This is a genomic window from Mesobacillus sp. LC4, assembly GCF_053543455.1.
In genome coordinates this window covers 1-19090 of sequence record NZ_JBGCUB010000015.1, presented here as the reverse complement: position 1 = coordinate 19090, position 19090 = coordinate 1, and the positions used below count along the sequence as shown (strand labels likewise).

The window sequence follows — 19090 nt, the reverse complement described above, 5'->3', positions numbered from 1 at the left end:
ACGTCTTATATATGCTAGGCATAGGATAGGTTGATAAAACCTGTGAAGGGAATGAGAAATTTGTATAATGTTCCATCCTATTCCTATCCATATGACAACTCAAGAACATATAGCCCAAACTTTATGGCAAGGTCCAGTCAGAATAGCCATCAGCAAGTACTTGAAGTGCTGCTTGCTGGAATAAAAGGAGAAGCTTCCGCAGTTGATTTTTACAATCGCCTGGAACAATCTGCCCCAAATCAAAGACATAAGAAAGCGATCCAGCAGGCTTTGGAGGATAAGCAAGTCCATTTAAAGCAATTTACGGACCTGTTTATTACACTTACTGGGCAATCGCCGCAGTATCAAATCGAACAAGTGGAATTCGATACTTATCAGGAAGGCTTGAAAAAGGCATATGAAACAGAAGTGGAAGATTATCATGAATATCGCAACAGTTATTTGCTGACTCAGTATCTTCCGGTAGGGAATGTCTTCTTTCGGGCTTTTGCAGATGAAATCGAGCATGCAACAAGATTTGGCTGTTTAAGGCAAGAAGGTCCTGTTCGATTAAAGGATTATGGAAAGCAGCCATATACGATTGATATTGAAGAAGCGTCCTTGCAAAATGAAACATTTCGTACAGCGATTTGGACAGGTAAAAACCTTCAGGTAACGGTCATGAGTATCGATGTTGGCGATGACATTGGTCTTGAGATCCATGAAACAGGCGACCAATTCATTCGTGTGGAAGAAGGAGACGCACTTGTGCAAATGGGCGACACCAAGGAGAACCTGGATTTTGAAGCAACAGTTTCGGATGACTATGCAATCCTGATTCCTGAGGGAAAGTGGCATAACGTGACAAATATCGGTGATTCAAAGCTGAAAGTCTATGTGATTTATGCTCCACCTGAACATCCTTTCGGAACAGTCCACGAAACAAAAGCAGATGCGATGGAAGCTGAGTAAATAGTTGTAAGGCGATTGGAGAAATACCTCTCCAATCTTTTTTTGATTTACCGCATAGGATAGAGAATTTTTTTTAGCACTAATCGAGAAAGAATAAATTCTTTAAGAGGGGGTTTTAGTGAAATTATTGCGGTGAATGGAGGGGCGAAACTTCACAGCGAGCACCAATCATGTCTCAGTTCGACTAGATTGGTGCCCTGTTTTTCTAAAAAATTGAAATTGAGGTAGCCAATCTACTTTGTTGGTCTGCGATATTTACAATAATTCACTATTCGCATAATCAATCAGCTCTATTAGCACTTTATTTTTACATAATATAACAATCCTTAATTCTAATTGGTTATATTGGCGAACTAAACTTACATTACTTGTAATTGAGTATCATCAATGGATATGACTTTGCTTAATAATAAAACCCACAGCACAACGAAGCCTCAGTCCAGAAGTGAACTGAGGCTGGTTTCTTATTCATTTTTCTTTTTGTCATCATTAATATAACTATCTCCCTCTTTATAAGGGATATCTCCAAGGTCGGATTCGGTGCCGGCTTCGTCTAGCTTTTCTTCGTATTCTTCCTCGGCATCACTCTGGAACACTTGGCGATCATCACCATCAATATCAGTTGCACTAAAGGATTCATAGTCTTCCGTGAAGCCTCTTTCTTTTTCATTATCAATATAAAGCTTATTATAATCTTCATGATCACCGGTAAGGTCAGATGGAGTTTCCGATGTACCGAATTCGGCGACGTCATCAAAACTGTTCCTATTATCAGCCATCTCCTCGTTTTGTCTGCGGTCAAAGTTGGTGTCATGAGTGTATTCAAGCACATCTTCTTCCGCCGGACGGTCGTTCGATAGGTTTTGTTCTTGTGAGTGCTCGACACAATACAAAGTATATGGAACAATTTCGAGACGCTCAAAAGGAATCTCTTTCCCGCATTCTGCACATTTACCATACGAACCATCTTCAATAGCCTTCAGGGCTTGATCGACTTTTTCAATCTGGTCATCATGATGCTCGTCCAACGCAAGATTTTTGCTGCGCTCAAATAGTTCTGTGCCGCTGTCGGCCGGATGATTATCGTATGAAGAAAGTTCCCCGGTCGCCTCCCTTTGGCTGCCCTCCAGGTAACCTTCCTCTTCATTGTTTTCTATTTGCGAATTTAGCGTTTCTTTTTCATCTATAAGCGTTTGCTTCAATTGGGTAAGCTGTTCATTTGTCAGCATCATTACACATCCTTAGTTTTGATTCGTGTCATACGTACTAATTACCCGCTCGTGATGGGAAGAAACATAGAAAAAGCTTCCGCCATAGGCAGAAGCTTCTCGAGTGTGACTATATCAAACTGATGAAAATGCCCACTGATAAAAGTAAGCCGAAAATGGTGTTAGTCTTTGCTGTGTTAGCCATAGCCGGCATCATTTGCAGTGGATTGGATTTTCCAATGAAGCCCTTCGTTGCTTTTACAGCTTTAGGAATGCTGAGGGCGACAATTGCCAGCCAAGGTGAAACCACACCTGCAATGATTAGTCCGATTACCCAGGCGTAAGATACAATGAACATTCCTGCAAGCAGCCTGATGGCGCCTTTTCGTCCGAGCAGGATTGCGAGTGTCTTCCGTCCGAATTCCTTGTCACCATCCAAATCACGAATATTATTCGCAAGAAGGATCGCTCCGACTAGCAGAAAGCTAGGAAATGAAACGAGTACACTTGTTGGAGTGACAGTGCCAGTCTGGATGTAGAACGAAATAAGGATGATCAGTACACCCATGAAAAATCCAGCGACAAGCTCGCCAAAAGGTGTGTAAGCAATCGGCAATGGACCGCCTGTATAAAGATATCCGGCTGCGAGGGAAACGACGCCAACAGCAGCGACCCACCAGCTGGTGCTCATGCAAATATATACGCCAAGCAGGACTGAAATTCCATATAAACCAAATGCAAGATTCAAAACCGTTTTAGGCTTTATGCCATGACGGACAATCGCCCCGCCAATCCCAACAGAATTTTCATTATCAAGCCCGCGTTTGAAATCATAATACTCATTGAACATATTCGTTGCTGCCTGTATCAACAGACTGGCTATTAACATCGCGAGGAACATTCCCCAATGGATTCCACCGCTGAATTCTATCGCTAAAGCAGTCCCCAGTAGGACAGGAGCGAATGCTGCGGTCAAAGTGTGGGGCCGTGTAAGCTGCCACCAGACTCTCCAGTTCGCGCCATTGACTGCTGGTGAAGAACTAGGCTGTAGCTGTGGTTGCATAACTAATTCTCTCCCTTTTATATCAATCTATCAAACCTTAATATTTTATCTAAAAGAACTAAAATTGTCAAAAAGACCTTTCATATATAGGCTAAATTACCTTACAATTATAAGTGTAGATATTCACATATGCACTGTCAATCAGTATTTTCACGTATAATGAGGATGGATTTTCCAGATTGCCTCAACTGTTTGGGTGTAATATATAATAAGGATGATAAAAGGTTAGGAAAGCCCGCCATCGTTGACATCGTGGTGTATGAGGTGTATCTTAAAATAAGCTTTAAAACGTGTAATAACAGATGAGAGGCTGTTATTGGGGGGATAATTTTGGTTGCCATTCAGGAAACGGAACTTAGACAGGGAATTCTTGATGCGATTGAGCGTGCCAAAGGACAATCTCAGTCGATTTTGGTCAGCGAGGTCCATAAAATAGAACGAATAGATCCTTTTTATTTTTTTGCTTCAAATAGGGAAAAGTTTTTTGGAGAACGCTTTTTCTGGAAGGATCCTGAAGGAGAACATTTCCTATCTGGATTGGGTATATGCGGACAAATACAGTCGGATCAGGAAGCTGACCGCTTTTTTCATGTTGAAAAAGAGTGGAAGCGCTTCATGGATACTGCTCTGGTTTTTAATAAATATAAGGAGAATGGAACCGGGCCAGTCATGCTTGGGGGCTTTACTTTCGATCCGCTGAAGAAGAAGACGGGATTATGGTCGAAATTTTCGGAAGCTCTTTTCCACATTCCAAAATATATGCTGACGATTGTCAAGGGAGAGGCATACTTTACTACCAATGTAGTCTGCACCCAGCATGATGATATGTCACTATTTGATAAAGTCACAAGCGAGAGGGAAGAAGTGCTTTCAAAGGCACTGCTAAAACCAGTGCTTGCCAGTCTGGATCTAAAGGAAATCATCGAAATTGATCCTGAGGCATGGAAACAGACTGTGACGGATGCAGTGAACGGTTTTGAAAGCAGTGAATTGAAAAAAGTCGTGCTTGCGAGGGAGCTTCGTCTTCATTTTAAAGATGTCGTTCGTGCTGAAAGTGTCCTCTCAAACCTTCTTGAGAATCAGCAGGAAAGCTTTACATTTGCCTTCGAGTCAAATGGTGATTGTTTTACCGGGGCTTCTCCTGAAAGGCTGGTCAAGAAAGATGGGGCAAGCCTGTTTTCAGCGTGCTTGGCAGGATCGATCGCCAGGGGCAGCACATCTGAAGAAGATGACAAGCTCGGCAAGGAACTTTTAACAGACCAGAAAAACCTGATTGAGCATCAATATGTGGTGGATATGATCAGGGGAGCAATGGAAGAAACCTGTGATCAGGTGATTCTTCCTGAACAGCCTGTTTTAATGAAAATGAAGTACATTCAACATTTGTATACCCCTGTAATCGGTAAAAATCGGGAAGGAACCTCGCTTCTTCATTTAGTGGAAAGACTTCATCCGACTCCTGCATTGGGCGGGCTTCCAAAGCAGGCGGCAATTGAGAAAATCAGGGAAATTGAACAGTTGGACAGAGGCCTATATGCGGCACCTGTTGGCTGGATGGATTATCAGGGGAATGGTGAGTTTGCCGTAGCAATCCGCTCAGGGTTGATTCAGGGAAATGAGGCATCACTATTTGCCGGCTGCGGCATCGTGGCAGATTCGAATGCCGAAAGCGAATATAAAGAGACTAGCATCAAGTTCAAGCCGATGCTTACAGCACTTGGAGGAAAGAATAAATGAGCCACCAGGAAGGTTTAACAGCTTATATCGCAGCATTCGTTGCGGAATTATCGAAAACAGGTGTTAAGGATGTAGTCATTAGTCCAGGCTCGAGGTCGACGCCCATGGCACTGGTTATGGCTGAACACCCGAACTTGCGCATTCATATCCAGGTTGATGAGCGATCTGCCTCATTTTTTGCGCTTGGAGTTGCGAAGGCCACTCAAAAGCCAGTTGCTTTGTTATGCACATCAGGTACTGCTGCGGCGAACTATTATCCAGCGGTGATTGAAGCTAGTATTTCAAGGATTCCGCTCATTGTCCTGACAGCTGACCGTCCGCATGAATTGCGAGATGTCGGCGCGCCTCAGGCGATTGACCAGATTCATCTGTATGGGAAAAATGTAAAATGGTTTGTCGAAATGGCGCCACCGGAAAAAACGGAGGATATGATCCGCTACGCCCGGACAGTTTGCGGAAGGGCATCGGCAACAGCGGCAAGCTATCCTCAGGGGCCAGTCCATTTGAATTTCCCATTCAGGGAACCGTTGATTCCGAAAATGGATGAAAACCTGTTCGAGCTGCCTGAACGCGCTGGCGGTTATGTTGAAATCGATACAGGCCATCTGAGTTTATCTGATCAAACATTTGCGGCGATCAGTAAAGATATCGCTTCCTATAAGAATGGGATCATTGTCTGCGGTCAGCTCGACAACAGTGACTTCACAGACGAAGTCATTGCCCTTGCTGACAGATTACAATTTCCAATCATCGCTGATCCCCTGTCACAATTGCGAAGCGGAGAGCATGATGGAAAACATATCATTGATGCCTATGATGCATTTTTAAGGAATGAAGAAGCGAAGAAAGCATTGAAGCCTGATGTGATGATCCGTTTCGGAGCGATGCCAATCTCTAAAGCTCTGACTATTTTTATAAAAGAAAACCGAAATGCCCGCCAATTTGTGGTCGATAGCGGGGCAGGCTGGCGTGAGCCTACGATGTCAGCTTCTGATATGCTCTATTGCGACGAGGCGTTGTTCTGTAAAAGAATTGGCGAGACCACTTCATCAAAGGACAATTCTGAATACCTGAATAAGTGGCTTACTGTAAATCAACTAGCCAAAGAACAATTGTCGGCTATTTCCGAGGTTGAGGAGCTAAGCGAAGGAAAACTATTCCAAAAGCTGACTGAAATGCTTCCAGAAGACTCAACATTATTCGTCGGCAACAGCATGCCAATCAGGGACCTTGATTCATTCTTCCTATTGAATAAAAAGAACATCAAAGTGATGGCAAACAGGGGAGCGAATGGGATAGACGGGATTGTCTCTACTGCACTGGGAGTAGCCAGCGTATCGCAGCCATGCTACCTTGTATTGGGCGATTTGACATTCTACCATGATCTGAACGGTTTATTGGCTTCGAAATTATATAATATCAATATCAATATCTTGCTGATCAACAATAATGGCGGGGGAATCTTTTCATTCCTGCCTCAGGCAAAGGAACCGAAGCATTTTGAAAAGCTTTTCGGTACTCCATTGGACCTGGATTTCAGCCATGTTGTCGAAATGTACAACGGGAAATATGATTTAATACAAGATTGGGAGCACTTTTCAGACACTTTTGCTAAAAACCAAGAGATTGGCGGCTTAAAAGTGATGGAAATCAGGACAACAAGGGATTCCAACCTAAAGGAACATCGAGATTTGTGGAATTCTGTTTCCCGGGAAATAACTGCAATGCTAAAAGGTGACACAAAATGAAGACCATGATCAATGGCGTACGATATAATGTCGAGCAGTGCGGAGATGGTTTTCCTCTTGTGCTGCTTCATGGTTTTACAGGGGCGGCTTCTACTTGGAAGCCGTTTTGTCCTATATGGGGACAACATTCAACGCTGCTGATGGTCGACCTCATTGGACATGGGGAGACCGAATCGCCAGGCGATATGGCGCGATATGACATCAAGAAGGCCGCTATGGATTTGAAGGAGCTGCTTGACCAGCTGGGTATTGAAAAAGCTGACTTCCTAGGATACTCAATGGGCGGCAGGACGGCGATCACCTTTGCGAGTCTGTTTCCGGAGAGAGTAAGGAAGCTGGTGCTTGAAAGCACGACTCCAGGTATGGTCAATTATGAGGATCGTGAAGCAAGAATTCAACAGGACCACAAGCTGGCAGATAAAATCGAGAATGAAGGCCTTGAGAGATTCATTGATTTTTGGGAATCGATCCCACTATTTCAGTCACAATTGAATCTTCCGGCAGAAGTAAGGGAACAAATAAGAAGTCAAAGGCTGAGAAATGACCCCGTCGGATTGGCCAACAGCCTGAGGGGAATGGGGACAGGAGCCCAGCCATCATGGTGGGACAAGCTGGAAGATTTTGAGTTTGAGACACTTCTTATTACTGGCGAGCTTGATGAGAAATTCTGTATAATAGCCACAGAAATGCTTTCCAGACTCCGAAATCCGACACATTTGACGATAAATGGCTGCGGCCATGCAATTCATGTGGAAGAACGTGAAAAATTTGGTACAATAGTAAGTGAGTTTTTGTCGAATACATAATAGGAGGTTGTCTTGATGACAGTTGAATGGGTTTCAGAACGCAAGTATGAAGATATTCTGTATGAAACATATAATGGCATTGCCAGAATTACCATTAACCGCCCGGAAGTGCGCAACGCTTTCCGTCCTAAAACGGTTATGGAAATGATCGACGCATTTGCTTATGCTCGTGATGATTCAAGTGTTGGCGTTATCGTCCTCACTGGTGCTGGAGACGATGCTTTCTGCTCCGGAGGAGACCAGAAAGTCCGCGGACATGGCGGATATGTTGGGGAAGACGAGATCCCTCGTTTGAATGTCCTTGACCTTCAGCGTTTGATCCGTGTAATTCCTAAACCAGTTATCGCTCAGGTAAAAGGGTATGCAATCGGCGGAGGCCACGTGCTTCATGTTGTATGTGACCTGACAATCGCAGCAGATAATGCAATCTTCGGCCAGACAGGCCCTAAAGTAGGAAGCTTTGACGCTGGTTACGGTTCAGGCTACCTGGCAAGAATCGTTGGCCATAAAAAGGCTCGTGAAATCTGGTTCTTATGCCGACAGTACAATGCCCAGGAAGCTTTGGATATGGGTCTTGTCAACACAGTTGTACCTCTTGATCAGGTTGAAGAGGAAACACTCAAGTGGTGTGAGGAAATCCTTGAGAAGAGCCCAACTGCGCTTCGCTTCCTGAAAGCTGCAATGAACGCAGATACTGATGGACTTGCTGGACTTCAGCAAATGGCAGGAGATGCAACATTGCTTTACTACACAACAGAAGAAGCAAAAGAAGGCCGCGACGCATTCAAGGAAAAACGCAAGCCAGACTTCGGTCAGTTCCCACGTTTCCCTTGATTTATAGTTTACACACAGCTTGATGGACTTCCATCAAGCTGTTTTAGTATGTAGAGAAGAGGTGACATCCATGACTGAAACCATGCCTAACTGGCTGAAAAAGCGGGCAGAATTGTCTCCCCATCGTGAAGCACTGATCTTTGAGGAGCGCACATATACGTTTTCGGATGTGTTTGAAGAAGCAAAAGCTTACACTGGAAAGCTTAGGATACTGGGTTTACATAGCGGGGCCACCGCAGTTGTGCTGTTTTCTAATCAAGCGGATTCTGTGTTTATTTTATATGCTTTGCAGATGGCTGGAATCAAGGCTGTTATTTTGAATAATCGACTGACAGCAGAGGAGCTTTCATGGCAGTTGGGTGATTGTGATGCAGAAGTGCTGTTATATGAATCGAGTTTTGATGAAAAAGTAAATTCAATAAGCTCAGGAATTAAATTCGTCAGTATTTCTAACCTGAAACAATTAGATGATAGCGATTCCTTCATCCTTGAGGAATACGACATGAACAGTGTCACGACGATCATGTATACATCAGGAACGACCGGCAATCCGAAAGGTGTCATGCAAACATATGGCAACCATTGGTGGAGCGCGAATGCATCAGCACTCAATCTCGGTCTGCATGAGCAGGATAAGTGGCTTTGTACAGTCCCGATCTTCCATATCAGCGGCTACTCGATCCTGATGAGGAGCCAGATATACGGAATGCCAATAGTTTTACATTCCTCTTTTGACGAAAAAAAGGTAATCGAGGATATACAGCGATACAATATAACCATCATGTCGGTTGTCAGTACGATGCTGAGAAGAATCCTTGATGAACTGGGAGAGGAACGATTGCCGGATGCCTTCCGCTGCATGCTGTTAGGAGGCGGCCCTGCGCCATTACCGCTGCTGGAGTCTTGTCTTGAAAAAGAGATCCCTGTATTCCAGACCTATGGCATGACCGAAACTTCATCGCAGTTTGCCACACTATCTCCTGAATACAGCATTGAACGACTTGGTTCTGCTGGTAAAGCGCTGTTCCCTAACCAGATTCGGATTGTCGATGGAGTTGGTCAGGATGTACCTTCAGGAGCTGAGGGAGAGATTATAGTCAAAGGGCCGAACGTGACGATCGGGTACTTGAATCGCCCCGATGAAACTGCTGATAAGATCCGTGAAAGATGGCTTCATACCGGTGATATCGGCTATATTGACGACGATGGTTTTCTTTATGTTCTTGACCGCCGTTCAGATTTAATCATTTCAGGCGGTGAAAATATCTATCCCGCTGAAATCGAAGGCATCCTGCTTTCCCATCCCGGTGTTGCTGATGCCGGTGTGATCGGGGCACAAGATGAGCAATGGGGCCAGGTGCCAGTAGCTTTTATTGTAAAAAGTGAACCGGAAGTCAGTGAAAAAAGCTTGCTGGACCTCTGTGAACGGAAACTCGCAAAATACAAGCTTCCGAAACAAATCCACTTTGTAGAGAGCCTGCCAAGAAATGCCGCGAAGAAATTATTAAGGCGAAAGCTGCGCGAGTGGCTGGAAACGAAGGGTGATGGCGTTGGACATTAAAGCTGTTACTTTATCCATTATTAAAATGCCATTGAAGCAGCCTTTCACCACCCATTTGGGTTCAGTTAAGGAGAGAGAAGCAATCATTGTTGAGGTTGAAGACCGCAATGATTTGATCGGTTATGGGGAAGGTGTGGCTTTTTCATCTCCATGGTATACAGAGGAAACCTTCCAAACTTCTTATCATATGATTAGGGACTTTCTCATTCCCCTTTTAAAAAAGAAGGGAATCAACCACCCTGACCAAGCTTTCGACCTGTTCAGTTCCGTGCGTCGAAACCATATGGCAAAGGCAGGGCTGGAAACAGCACTTTGGGATTTACAGGCGAAGAAAGAGGGCATCCCGTTATCCAAGCTGATTGGCGGAACCATGGAAGCCATCCCTGCCGGAGTTGTGGTAGGCAATCCGAATTTGCCTGAGGCGCTGAAACAAATAGAAGGCTATCTTAAGCAGGGATTCAAGCGTGTTAAGGTAAAAATCAGTCCGGAAGATGATTATCACTATATATCAAAAATTCGTAAACAATTTCCTGATTTACCGTTGATGGCGGATGCTAATTCGGCCTATTCCTTGGGAGATGTTGACCGCTTAAAGGCACTGGATGAGTTTGGTTTGCTGATGATCGAGCAGCCGCTTGGGTTTGATGACATTGTTGACCATGCCAGGCTGCAGAAGCAAATCGAGACACCAATTTGCCTCGATGAAAGCATCGTTACTTTTGATGACGCAAGGAAAGCAGTCGAGTTAGGCAGTTGTGGGGTCATCAATATTAAAATCGGCCGGGTCGGCGGACTTGGAGAAGCAAAACGAATCCATGATTATTGTGTTTCTGAAGGGATTCCGGTCTGGGCAGGCGGGATGATTGAGTTTGGAATTTCCAGAGCGCACAATATCGCTCTTGCATCGCTTCCAGGGTTCACAATACCAGGCGATATATCCGGCTCAGACCGCTATTGGGAGCAAGATATCATCGAGCCGGAAATCAAAGTCGAAAACGGAATGATCAAATTGCCTGAGAAACCAGGTATCGGCTTTGAACTGAACAGGAAACGGTTGAAAGAAGTTACTATTTTTGAAGAACGTTTTGAGTTTTAGGAATGCGGAAAAGCACTGCTTAGGCAGTGCTTTTATTTTTGGGGAACTGGAAAAAATCAGCGATAATTTCCAATTCGCTATAAAAATGAAAAAGTCGCTATATAAATTGAACTTCCACTATAAAAATGAAAATCTCGCTATAAAAATTATTGTCATACCTTTTTCCATACAGATGTTATTTGTAAAACAGTCATATCTTCCTGATTTGGTTCATTTTTATTATGAAATCCGCTTGGAAAGAAGTATTTTCTAATAAAAAAATCGATACGAAAGCACTATTTTAAGATAGTGTGATTTGAATCACTTAGCCCGCCTAAATAATTTATTATAATCACTATGGGAATGAGGTAAACGAACAAACCTCAACGAGAAGATATAAAAACATAGGGGAGTGTATATTATGCTAGACCAAAAAACGATTGAAATCATCAAATCCACAGTACCGGTATTGGAAGTTCACGGTGAACAAATCACGACAGTATTCTATAAAACAATGTTTGAAAATCATCCAGAGCTGTTGAATATTTTTAACCATGCGAACCAAAAGCAGGGCCGACAACAAAGAGCGCTAGCTGGAACTGTCTATGCCGCTGCTAAATATATCGATAATCTGGAAGCAATTTTGCCGGTTGTAAACCAAATCGCCCATAAGCACCGCAGTCTTGGCATCCTTCCTGAGCATTATCCGATTGTTGGAAAACATTTACTGATTGCAATCAAAGAAGTTCTTGGGGATGCGGCAACAGATGAGATCATCAATGCTTGGGCAGAGGCATATGGAGTGATTGCCGACGCGTTCATTTCTGTAGAAGCCGAAATGTATGATGCAGCTGCTAACCAAAGCGGCGGCTGGGATGGATTCCGTCCATTTATTGTGGATAAAAAGGTGGAGGAAAGTGAAGTCATCACTTCTTTTTACCTGAAGCCTGTGGATAGAAAGGCAATTGCTTCATTCAAGCCAGGTCAGTATATCAGCATCAAGCTTGAAATCGAAGGCGAAGAATTCACGCATATCCGCCAGTACAGCCTGTCAGATGCTCCTGGAAAAGATTATTACCGCATCAGCGTTAAAAAGGAAGCTGGCATGGAAACTCCGGATGGAAAGGTATCCAATTACCTTCATAATACTGTGGAGGAAGGAGAAGTGTTACAAATCAGCGCACCTGCAGGAGACTTCTTCCTTGATACAGAAAAAAATACTCCAGTTGTCCTGCTTAGCGGCGGAGTTGGCCTGACCCCAATGGTCAGCATGCTGAACACAGTAGCGGAACTGCAGCCGGAAAAAGAAGTTACCTTCATCCATGCAGCGCAGAACGGCAAAGTCCATGCTCTTAAAGAGGAAGTCGCATCAACTGCTGCAAAAGCAAAGGTAAACTCAGTTGTATTCTACGACCAGCCAACTGAAGAAGACCGCGAGAACAACAGCTTTGACGTTGAGGGTTACGTAACAAAAGAATGGTTAAAAGAGAACGTAAATCTTGAACAAGCTGATTTCTACTTCTGCGGACCAGTGTCCTTCATGAAAGCAATCAACACTGCATTAAAAGACCTGGGCGTCACAGAAGACAGAATTCACTTCGAATTCTTCGGACCAATGGCAAGTCTAGAGGCGTAATCACAATGGGCACCCTTCATCATTGAAGGGTGCTTTTTTCATCCATTTCCCACTCAGCACATTCGAAAGCTTTATCAATTGACAAAACTTACACAAAATTTGTATAAGTATTGTATAACTTATTAATCTGATTTTATACATAATCAGCTGATAAGTTATACATTAACTAAACAAAGGAGAGATGGAGATGAAGAAGTTTTCGTTTTTGCTGATTTTTACGATGATTTTTGCCATGTTTGGAGGGTCTGTTCTAGCTGATAATCATGACGAGGCGAAAGTACGCATTGTTCATGCTTCCCCTGATGCGCCAGCAGTCGATATCACAGTTGATGGTAATGTAGTAGTCGAAAATGCTGAATTTAAAGCTGTAACAGATTACTTGATGGTACCATCGGGCGATCATGAAGTAAGTATTTTTGCTGCGGGTACAGTAGCTGATGGTAAGCCTGTATTGACTACCCAATTATCTGTTGAAGCTGATAAGGCATATACCGTTCTGGCGATCAACAAACTGGAGGCTTTGGAAGTAGCCGTCATGAATGATGACATGATGACAGCAAAAGGCAAGACAAAGGTTCGGGTCGGCCATTTTTCTCCAGACGCTCCAGCTGTTGATGTAGCAGTGACTGGTGGAGATGTTCTTTTTCCAAATGCGCCATTCAAGGGTGTAACGGACTACTTGGAAGTTGATCCGGCAACATTGGATTTAGAAGTCAGGGCAGCTGGTACGCAGGATGTGGTGTTGTCTTTACCAGGAACTGAGCTTAAAGCAGATATGATCTATACTGTGCTTGCTGTTGGTCTTGCCAGCGGGGAGCCTGCACTTGATGCCATTGTATTGGCAGATCCATCGACATCTGTGATGCCTAAAGAAATGCCTGACACAGGTAAAGGCGGAGTAACAGGTCTGATGATGAGCATGCTGCCATTTGTAGTGCTGATCGGTGCAGTGAGTTTCTTTTTCTATAAAAGAAAAAATGCATTTCAAGCTTAATCTTTTACTAATTGTCATTCTTGCAGGCTGTCAACCTATGAACTCAGAGCCGATTGTGGCCATCGAAGAAGCGAAGGCAGAATCCGTTGTTAATTCACCAGCTTCAACTTCGATGCCCTCCGCCAAAAAGGTCACACACGAAAAAGGCATGGTTCCTTTAAACCTAACCATTTCATCAATCGGGCTTGATGCTGACATTATACCAGTTGGGCTGCAAGAGGATGGAGCAATGGAAGTCCCGGAAGATGTGATGGAAATTGGATGGTACACGAAAGGCGCCAGGCCAGGGAAAAATGGAAATGTCGTCTTAGCCGGGCATGTCGATAATTATCTTGGAAAAGGTGTCTTTTTCGATCTGGAGGATGTCGCTCTTGATGATGAAGTGACTTTGTCAAACAATGAAAAAACCTTGCGCTATAAAATCGTAAAGATTGAATCCTACCCTTATGATGACGGACCAATCGAAGAGATTTTCGGGTTTACTTCACAAAAACGGTTACAATTAATCACATGCACAGGATGGTTCAATCCGCTCACCAAAAATCACGAAGAGCGATTAGTCGTGACAGCCATCCAGCAGTAAGGAGCCAGCTAGTCTATTTTTATAACCATTACGCTTTAAGCTGCATACAGTAAAAGAAAATGGCGTGGAAATTGTCCACGCCGTTTTTTCTATTGTACCAGTTTTAATTCCATTACATAGTGACACCTGCATTTTGATTCTAGAATTCAATCGCCACGTTTGGTGTATTATTTATTTCCCCGCTCGGAAGTCAACTCTAGTGATTAGATAGTCACTCGAAAAAATATGGGATTTTATGTTAAAATAAACATCAAGGTAGTTTTTTTGATTTTGTTCTTCTACCCAGGATGCTAATTTAATGGAAGATTGTAATGAATGCTATTCACAAAATGAGGAGGGCATAAAAAGGTGGACTTAATACCTTGGCTAACTGTAGCTTTTATTATAATAGGATTTTTTGTTCTCGGTTCTAAGAAAAAAGCTATGGAGAGTAAGCTCGCTTTTATAAAAGGAAATATGGGAAGCAAAGAAAGCTCAATAAAAACTAAATCCATAGTTTATTGGATTGTGAGTACCGTGACTTGGGGACTAGTGAGTATCAGCCTTATTGTTTGGTCGTTTCATAATTACTATGGATAACTAATCACTTAAACTTTAAAGATGCTGGAAATAAAGCATTGTGAAATACCCTAAGTAACAGGTGAGGTGGTCCAGGAAGGTTATCTGCTTTTTTGAAATCCCATATTCTTAACAAGCTAATAGTTGAACAGGCCACAAAATGAAGCTTCCACAAAGTTGGAAGCTTTATTTTTTTAACTAAATAGCAACGTTAAACTTTAACATAAGCAAAAAAATTATACTGAACTGAATTATTATTTATTACATAAATCTAAAAGGTACTTTATTCTTAGATTTACATTTCCTGTTAAAATATTTTCAATTTTGCTGTACACTTTTTTACGAAAAAGAACTCTCTATTAATGAAGGACGTTAGAAGGGGGAGCTATGGATTCTCAACTACTGTTGGAAATATACAAAAAACAAGCAAAAATGATTTATTTTTATTTGAAAAAGAACGGTTGTAGCCATGAAGATGCAGAAGATATTGTTCAAGAAAGCTATATGAAATATATCGCTTATAGTAGTGGTGTTCCTTCGGATAAAGCTCTTTCATATATTTTCACCATTTCTATGAATGAATTTAAAAAATTATTAAAGAAAAAAGGAAAAGAACAAGTGGTTTTAATTGATGGTCATCGCTTCTGGAACAATTTTGCGAATGACCAAGATACCGAAACTAGCGTCTTAAATATAGAGAGGAATCATGAAATCGCATTTGCTTTAGAACACATTCATGAAGTGTTTAAACAGCTGCTTGTATTAAAATATGAATTTGAACTTAGTTATAAAGAGATTTCATTATTACTAGGAATGAAGGAAGAAACAATTAGGACGTATTTATTTCGGGCAAGAAAAGAATTTCAAAAGAACTGGAGGCATCTACATGAGTGAATACTCAGAGGATATTTTTGATGAGAAGAAGATAAAAAAGGCTGTAAAAAAAGGAAAAAGGAAGTCGTTGATAACGATTGTTTTGGTTTCTATCATCGTGTTCATTATTCTAAACATAGCCAATTTCGCTGTTTCAGCTTACTTTAGCCAAAAGGCATTTAAGCAATGGGATGCTTATGTACGGCTCACCACCCCGAATGGTTATATCAGTGAAACAGTGGATTCAAAAGGTATTTTAGGAGGAATGAGCCATTATAAAATCTCAAAGGACATGAAAATTAAATCGATTGTTGTTGAACAAAAACAATATCAATTCGGACTAAATCCATCAGTATTGGTTTCAAGAGGGTCAGGTGGCAGCATTGGAGTTACAGGAGAATTTTGGCAAATTCCCTATAAAGAAAATGGGTGGAGAGAAATGCTGTTTTTTCATCCAGAGGTTGAATATAAAAAATATAAAAATGATGAAGTACTGATTAAGAATTTGGAAGGAGAAAAAATATACGAGGTAGCTCTTTCCTTTGATCAGCCATATAAGCTAAGTGAACTGCCAATCCAGCAACTTCCCGAAATGACTTGGTTTTGGCTAAATACCTATAGCAATAACCACTTAAACACGTTTCAACAAGAGGCAAAGGAATACGATTGGTCTGCAACGTTTATTAGGGAGAATGAAGCATTAGGTTTTTCTATAAGAGACTCATATACGTCTACAACAGATATCGAATATGAATATAATGAGTTCTTAAAGCTGCTAAAAACAAGTAATTTCAGTGAACATAAAAAAGCCTATAACGCTATTAATGGTATTAACATAGACGATGTAGAATTATTAGGCGTAGTTGTTTATGGGACGAAGGATGAAATCGTTGAAATCATGAATAACCCAATCATTAAAGCTTCTTCACTCGGAGGCGTCATTGATAATTATTAATGCATACAATAGTGTTTAAGTATATGGCATTGCCACAAAAACCGTAATGCCTCTCCTAATTGAAGTAAAGAGTGCAAGTGTTAAGTAGGTAGTGCTAAGGCAGCACTTGTGTTTATTCAACTATAGACGCAGGATAGTTGAAGATGCCTGTAGAAATTAAAGTGAAAAAATATAGGAGTTGGAGTTATGGATGTGAACTTAAAGGAACTTATAAAAGAATTGGAAGAAAAGCATACAGGACTTGAAGTTCGTAAAAGTCGTGAAGAACTAGATAAAATACTTGCAGATGATTTCTTTGAAATAGGTAGTTCTGGTTATATGTTTGATAAAAAGGAATGTCTCGAATCTGGAGTTGTTCTAACTGATATGTCACTACATAATCACAAGATATATCCCTTATCTTCAGAAATAGTTTTATCTACTTATTTTGTAGTTGATAAAACAAGAAATCGGAATACACTTCGCAGTTCTATTTGGAAACTAATTGATGGTAGATGGCAATTATACTTCCACCAAGGTACAATTTCCCCATTAGAATTAAACGATGTTCTTAAAGGCAGCAAATGAAAATATTGTATTACGGGTGCTTTAATCCAAGAAGGGGTAAAGCACCTATTGTTGAATTCCTTATTAAAGAAACGAAGCAGATTACTTCAATGGAAAATATGGGAATTTATGGTATAATTTGGTATGTAAGGGGGATTGCATATGTATAGAACAAAAGGTAAAAACTATTTATCTTTTATATTGCTAATACTATTATTCGCTCTAACTGCTTGTTCTCAAAGTCCTGATTTTGAGTTGTATGAAGGAAAACCTTTAGAAATAGCGGTGGTTGGAGAACCACCGGAAGTAAATGAAGAACAAGTGATATTTACAGAGATCACATTTGATGAAATGGCAAGTGAAGAACTGAAGTCTTATGACGCAGTAGTTATCAGGGAAAATAATCTTTTGGAGGCTGCTGAAAGCCAATATGCAGACGTTTACCTAAATTCAACAATTCCATTCTTTTTTATATCAGCTAATAATCATATCCCTTTTACCGTAAAAGAAACAGAATATAATGAGTCTTGGAATTGGACTGCTGGTCAAAGCTATGCTGTTGGGGTTCTTACATTAAAAGAAGATGATTCGTTAAAAAGTTGGAAATACGGTTTGTATAATGATAAAAAAACAGATGAACACATAAAAGAAGTATATTCAAGAATATTCAAATCGATTGATGAACTTAATCAATAAAATGTAAAAGCTTTGTAGATAAATATACTTAAAGTACGGGTGTGTTGATCTAATAAGGATTACCTTGTTGAAATCCTTATTGAACAAACGATGCAGGAATGTTCAACAAGGATATTCCTTTTAAATTGAAAACAAGGGGGGATAATGTGAAATTACTTAAAGTGATAACTCTAACAATTATAGTAGTTATTGTAGCCTGGTATGCTATTGATTTTATTAGATATAGTAATTTTGATGAAAAGAAAAAAATAGCCGACGTTAATGGAAATACGTTAGTGCTATCGGTTCTTAAAGTTGAACCAGATGCATCTTATATGCTTTCATAAGTAAAAGTTACAGATGAAACTAAAATATCAGGGTTTGGTCTCAAAGCTCTCTTTGTAAACAACATTGAAGACTTAACACCTGGTCAGAAAGTAAGGGTTTGGTATAACACAAATGCTGATAATGAGAATATAGTTGAAAAAGTGGTAGTTTATAACTTATTTAATTTCAATTAAATGTTATTGAACTATTGGGTGCGTTGATCCAGGAAGGATTAACCGCCTTTTCTGTTGAATTCCTTATTGAACAAACGAGGCAGTTTAGTACAATAAGCATTTAGACTAAAAGGGGTTTTAATTTGAACATTGAAAAGCGAATTAAGAAATAGATCAACAAGTTAATGCTTGATATTTGCCCTTTTTTGTTGACACGATGATGAAAGCTATGTAATCGGATGGAAAGGTGTTAAAAAGTGGATAAAAAAATAGACCATATAGGAATCGCTGTACGTAATTTGAACGCCAGCATTAATCTTTATATAAATGTGTTAGGAGGGAAGTTGATAGAACGTTATAAAAGCGAGGATAAAGGTGTTGAAAGTGAAATCGCTGTTATAGAAATCAATGAAGATAGAATTGAGTTACTGTCTCCAACAAATAATGTCACATCACCCATTGCACGGTTCATTAAACAAAAGGGTAAAGGTGTGCATCATATTGCTTATCGGGTTGACAATCTTGAGATTGCATTAGAAGAACTTAACAAACAAGGTATTCGTACATTAGAAGGTACTTTAAGAATAAACAAACACGGGAGAAGATTAATTTATCTAAACCCAGCAGATACAGAAGGAACAATTATTGAGTATTGTGATTATCCCAACAAAAGTTGATTTTTTAAATGAGTGAATAAAACCCTATAAATGATAAAATTCATGGTTAAATGATTCTATTTTTTTATTATAGGTGGGTTGTATCAACAGCTCATTTTCTTTTGTGCTAA

The 19090-nt window shown here is 41.0% G+C and carries 19 protein-coding genes; 17 read left to right on the top strand and 2 right to left on the bottom strand.

The window, feature by feature from the left end; all coding sequences use genetic code 11:
* Positions 1-51 precede the first annotated feature (51 nt).
* Positions 52-951, top strand: coding sequence for a cupin domain-containing protein (locus AB5I83_RS22775; RefSeq protein WP_448978728.1), 900 nt, complete (start codon positions 52-54; stop codon positions 949-951).
* 464 nt (positions 952-1415) lie between these two features.
* Here AB5I83_RS22775 and AB5I83_RS22770 read toward each other — a convergent pair whose 3' ends face one another.
* Together AB5I83_RS22770 and AB5I83_RS22765 are read right to left on the bottom strand one after the other, a co-directional pair.
* Entirely contained in the window at positions 1416-2183 is a 768-nt protein-coding gene (locus AB5I83_RS22770) for a TraR/DksA C4-type zinc finger protein (RefSeq protein ID WP_448978727.1), read from the bottom strand.
* A 106-nt stretch (positions 2184-2289) separates the two neighbouring features.
* Positions 2290-3222 (bottom strand): 1,4-dihydroxy-2-naphthoate polyprenyltransferase, encoded by a 933-nt coding sequence (locus AB5I83_RS22765; protein WP_167834366.1) that lies wholly within the window; start codon positions 3220-3222, stop codon positions 2290-2292.
* Between the two features lie 330 nt (positions 3223-3552).
* On the opposite strand from AB5I83_RS22765, the gene AB5I83_RS22760 reads away from it, so the two are divergent.
* The 16 genes from AB5I83_RS22760 to AB5I83_RS22685 all read left to right on the top strand — a co-directional run bounded on the left by AB5I83_RS22760 (position 3553) and on the right by AB5I83_RS22685 (position 18980).
* A complete protein-coding gene (locus AB5I83_RS22760) occupies positions 3553-4959 on the top strand; it encodes an isochorismate synthase (protein ID WP_448978725.1) in 1407 nt (468 codons plus the stop codon).
* A complete protein-coding gene (gene menD / locus AB5I83_RS22755; protein WP_448978723.1) occupies positions 4956-6707 on the top strand; it encodes a 2-succinyl-5-enolpyruvyl-6-hydroxy-3-cyclohexene-1-carboxylic-acid synthase in 1752 nt (583 codons plus the stop codon). Before AB5I83_RS22760 ends, menD begins: the two co-directional genes overlap by 4 nt.
* Positions 6704-7513, top strand: a complete 810-nt coding sequence (gene menH / locus AB5I83_RS22750; RefSeq protein ID WP_448978721.1) for a 2-succinyl-6-hydroxy-2,4-cyclohexadiene-1-carboxylate synthase — start codon at positions 6704-6706, stop codon at positions 7511-7513. The genes menD and menH overlap by 4 nt, the downstream gene beginning before the upstream one ends.
* Positions 7514-7528: 15 nt before the next feature.
* A complete protein-coding gene (gene menB / locus AB5I83_RS22745) occupies positions 7529-8347 on the top strand; it encodes a 1,4-dihydroxy-2-naphthoyl-CoA synthase (protein ID WP_192473565.1) in 819 nt (272 codons plus the stop codon).
* Between the two features lie 70 nt (positions 8348-8417).
* Positions 8418-9908 carry an o-succinylbenzoate--CoA ligase gene (locus tag AB5I83_RS22740; RefSeq protein WP_448978719.1) on the top strand — a complete coding sequence of 497 codons (1491 nt, stop codon included), beginning with the start codon at positions 8418-8420 and terminating at the stop codon, positions 9906-9908.
* Positions 9898-11004, top strand: coding sequence for an o-succinylbenzoate synthase (gene menC, locus AB5I83_RS22735; protein ID WP_448978717.1), 1107 nt, complete (start codon positions 9898-9900; stop codon positions 11002-11004). The genes AB5I83_RS22740 and menC overlap by 11 nt, the downstream gene beginning before the upstream one ends.
* A gap of 400 nt (positions 11005-11404) precedes the next feature.
* Positions 11405-12619, top strand: coding sequence for an NO-inducible flavohemoprotein (gene hmpA / locus AB5I83_RS22730; protein WP_448978715.1), 1215 nt, complete (start codon positions 11405-11407; stop codon positions 12617-12619).
* A 187-nt stretch (positions 12620-12806) separates the two neighbouring features.
* Positions 12807-13613 carry a DUF4397 domain-containing protein gene (locus AB5I83_RS22725; RefSeq protein WP_448978713.1) on the top strand — a complete coding sequence of 269 codons (807 nt, stop codon included), beginning with the start codon at positions 12807-12809 and terminating at the stop codon, positions 13611-13613.
* 37 nt (positions 13614-13650) lie between these two features.
* Positions 13651-14196, top strand: coding sequence for a class F sortase (locus AB5I83_RS22720; RefSeq protein WP_448978711.1), 546 nt, complete (start codon positions 13651-13653; stop codon positions 14194-14196).
* A gap of 348 nt (positions 14197-14544) precedes the next feature.
* A complete protein-coding gene (locus AB5I83_RS22715) occupies positions 14545-14775 on the top strand; it encodes a hypothetical protein (RefSeq protein WP_448978709.1) in 231 nt (76 codons plus the stop codon).
* A 366-nt stretch (positions 14776-15141) separates the two neighbouring features.
* Positions 15142-15648, top strand: a complete 507-nt coding sequence (locus tag AB5I83_RS22710; RefSeq protein WP_448978707.1) for an RNA polymerase sigma factor — start codon at positions 15142-15144, stop codon at positions 15646-15648.
* Positions 15641-16582 (top strand): anti sigma factor C-terminal domain-containing protein, encoded by a 942-nt coding sequence (locus AB5I83_RS22705; protein WP_448978705.1) that lies wholly within the window; start codon positions 15641-15643, stop codon positions 16580-16582. Before AB5I83_RS22710 ends, AB5I83_RS22705 begins: the two co-directional genes overlap by 8 nt.
* Before the next feature lie 186 nt (positions 16583-16768).
* Positions 16769-17149: a nuclear transport factor 2 family protein gene (locus tag AB5I83_RS22700; RefSeq protein WP_448978703.1), complete on the top strand. Its 381-nt coding sequence runs from the start codon at positions 16769-16771 to the stop codon at positions 17147-17149.
* A 141-nt stretch (positions 17150-17290) separates the two neighbouring features.
* Positions 17291-17824: a hypothetical protein gene (locus AB5I83_RS22695; protein WP_448978701.1), complete on the top strand. Its 534-nt coding sequence runs from the start codon at positions 17291-17293 to the stop codon at positions 17822-17824.
* Positions 17825-17970: 146 nt separating this feature from the next.
* Positions 17971-18150, top strand: coding sequence for a hypothetical protein (locus AB5I83_RS22690; protein WP_448978699.1), 180 nt, complete (start codon positions 17971-17973; stop codon positions 18148-18150).
* 410 nt (positions 18151-18560) lie between these two features.
* Positions 18561-18980 (top strand): VOC family protein, encoded by a 420-nt coding sequence (locus AB5I83_RS22685; protein WP_167834061.1) that lies wholly within the window; start codon positions 18561-18563, stop codon positions 18978-18980.
* The last annotated feature ends 110 nt before the right edge of the window (positions 18981-19090 follow it).

What these genes read in the sequence shown, in the direction of transcription:
- AB5I83_RS22775 (WP_448978728.1), top strand. Translation starts at nt 52, where the DNA reads ATGAGAAATTTGTATAATGTTCCATCCTATTCCTATCCATATGACAAC.
- AB5I83_RS22770 (WP_448978727.1), bottom strand. Translation starts at nt 2,183, where the DNA reads ATGATGCTGACAAATGAACAGCTTACCCAATTGAAGCAAACGCTTATA.
- AB5I83_RS22765 (WP_167834366.1), bottom strand. Translation starts at nt 3,222, where the DNA reads ATGCAACCACAGCTACAGCCTAGTTCTTCACCAGCAGTCAATGGCGCG.
- menD (WP_448978723.1), top strand. Translation starts at nt 4,956, where the DNA reads ATGAGCCACCAGGAAGGTTTAACAGCTTATATCGCAGCATTCGTTGCG.
- menH (WP_448978721.1), top strand. Translation starts at nt 6,704, where the DNA reads ATGAAGACCATGATCAATGGCGTACGATATAATGTCGAGCAGTGCGGA.
- menB (WP_192473565.1), top strand. Translation starts at nt 7,529, where the DNA reads ATGACAGTTGAATGGGTTTCAGAACGCAAGTATGAAGATATTCTGTAT.
- AB5I83_RS22740 (WP_448978719.1), top strand. Translation starts at nt 8,418, where the DNA reads ATGACTGAAACCATGCCTAACTGGCTGAAAAAGCGGGCAGAATTGTCT.
- hmpA (WP_448978715.1), top strand. Translation starts at nt 11,405, where the DNA reads ATGCTAGACCAAAAAACGATTGAAATCATCAAATCCACAGTACCGGTA.
- AB5I83_RS22725 (WP_448978713.1), top strand. Translation starts at nt 12,807, where the DNA reads ATGAAGAAGTTTTCGTTTTTGCTGATTTTTACGATGATTTTTGCCATG.
- AB5I83_RS22720 (WP_448978711.1), top strand. Translation starts at nt 13,651, where the DNA reads ATGAACTCAGAGCCGATTGTGGCCATCGAAGAAGCGAAGGCAGAATCC.
- AB5I83_RS22710 (WP_448978707.1), top strand. Translation starts at nt 15,142, where the DNA reads ATGGATTCTCAACTACTGTTGGAAATATACAAAAAACAAGCAAAAATG.
- AB5I83_RS22705 (WP_448978705.1), top strand. Translation starts at nt 15,641, where the DNA reads ATGAGTGAATACTCAGAGGATATTTTTGATGAGAAGAAGATAAAAAAG.
- AB5I83_RS22700 (WP_448978703.1), top strand. Translation starts at nt 16,769, where the DNA reads ATGGATGTGAACTTAAAGGAACTTATAAAAGAATTGGAAGAAAAGCAT.
- AB5I83_RS22695 (WP_448978701.1), top strand. Translation starts at nt 17,291, where the DNA reads ATGTATAGAACAAAAGGTAAAAACTATTTATCTTTTATATTGCTAATA.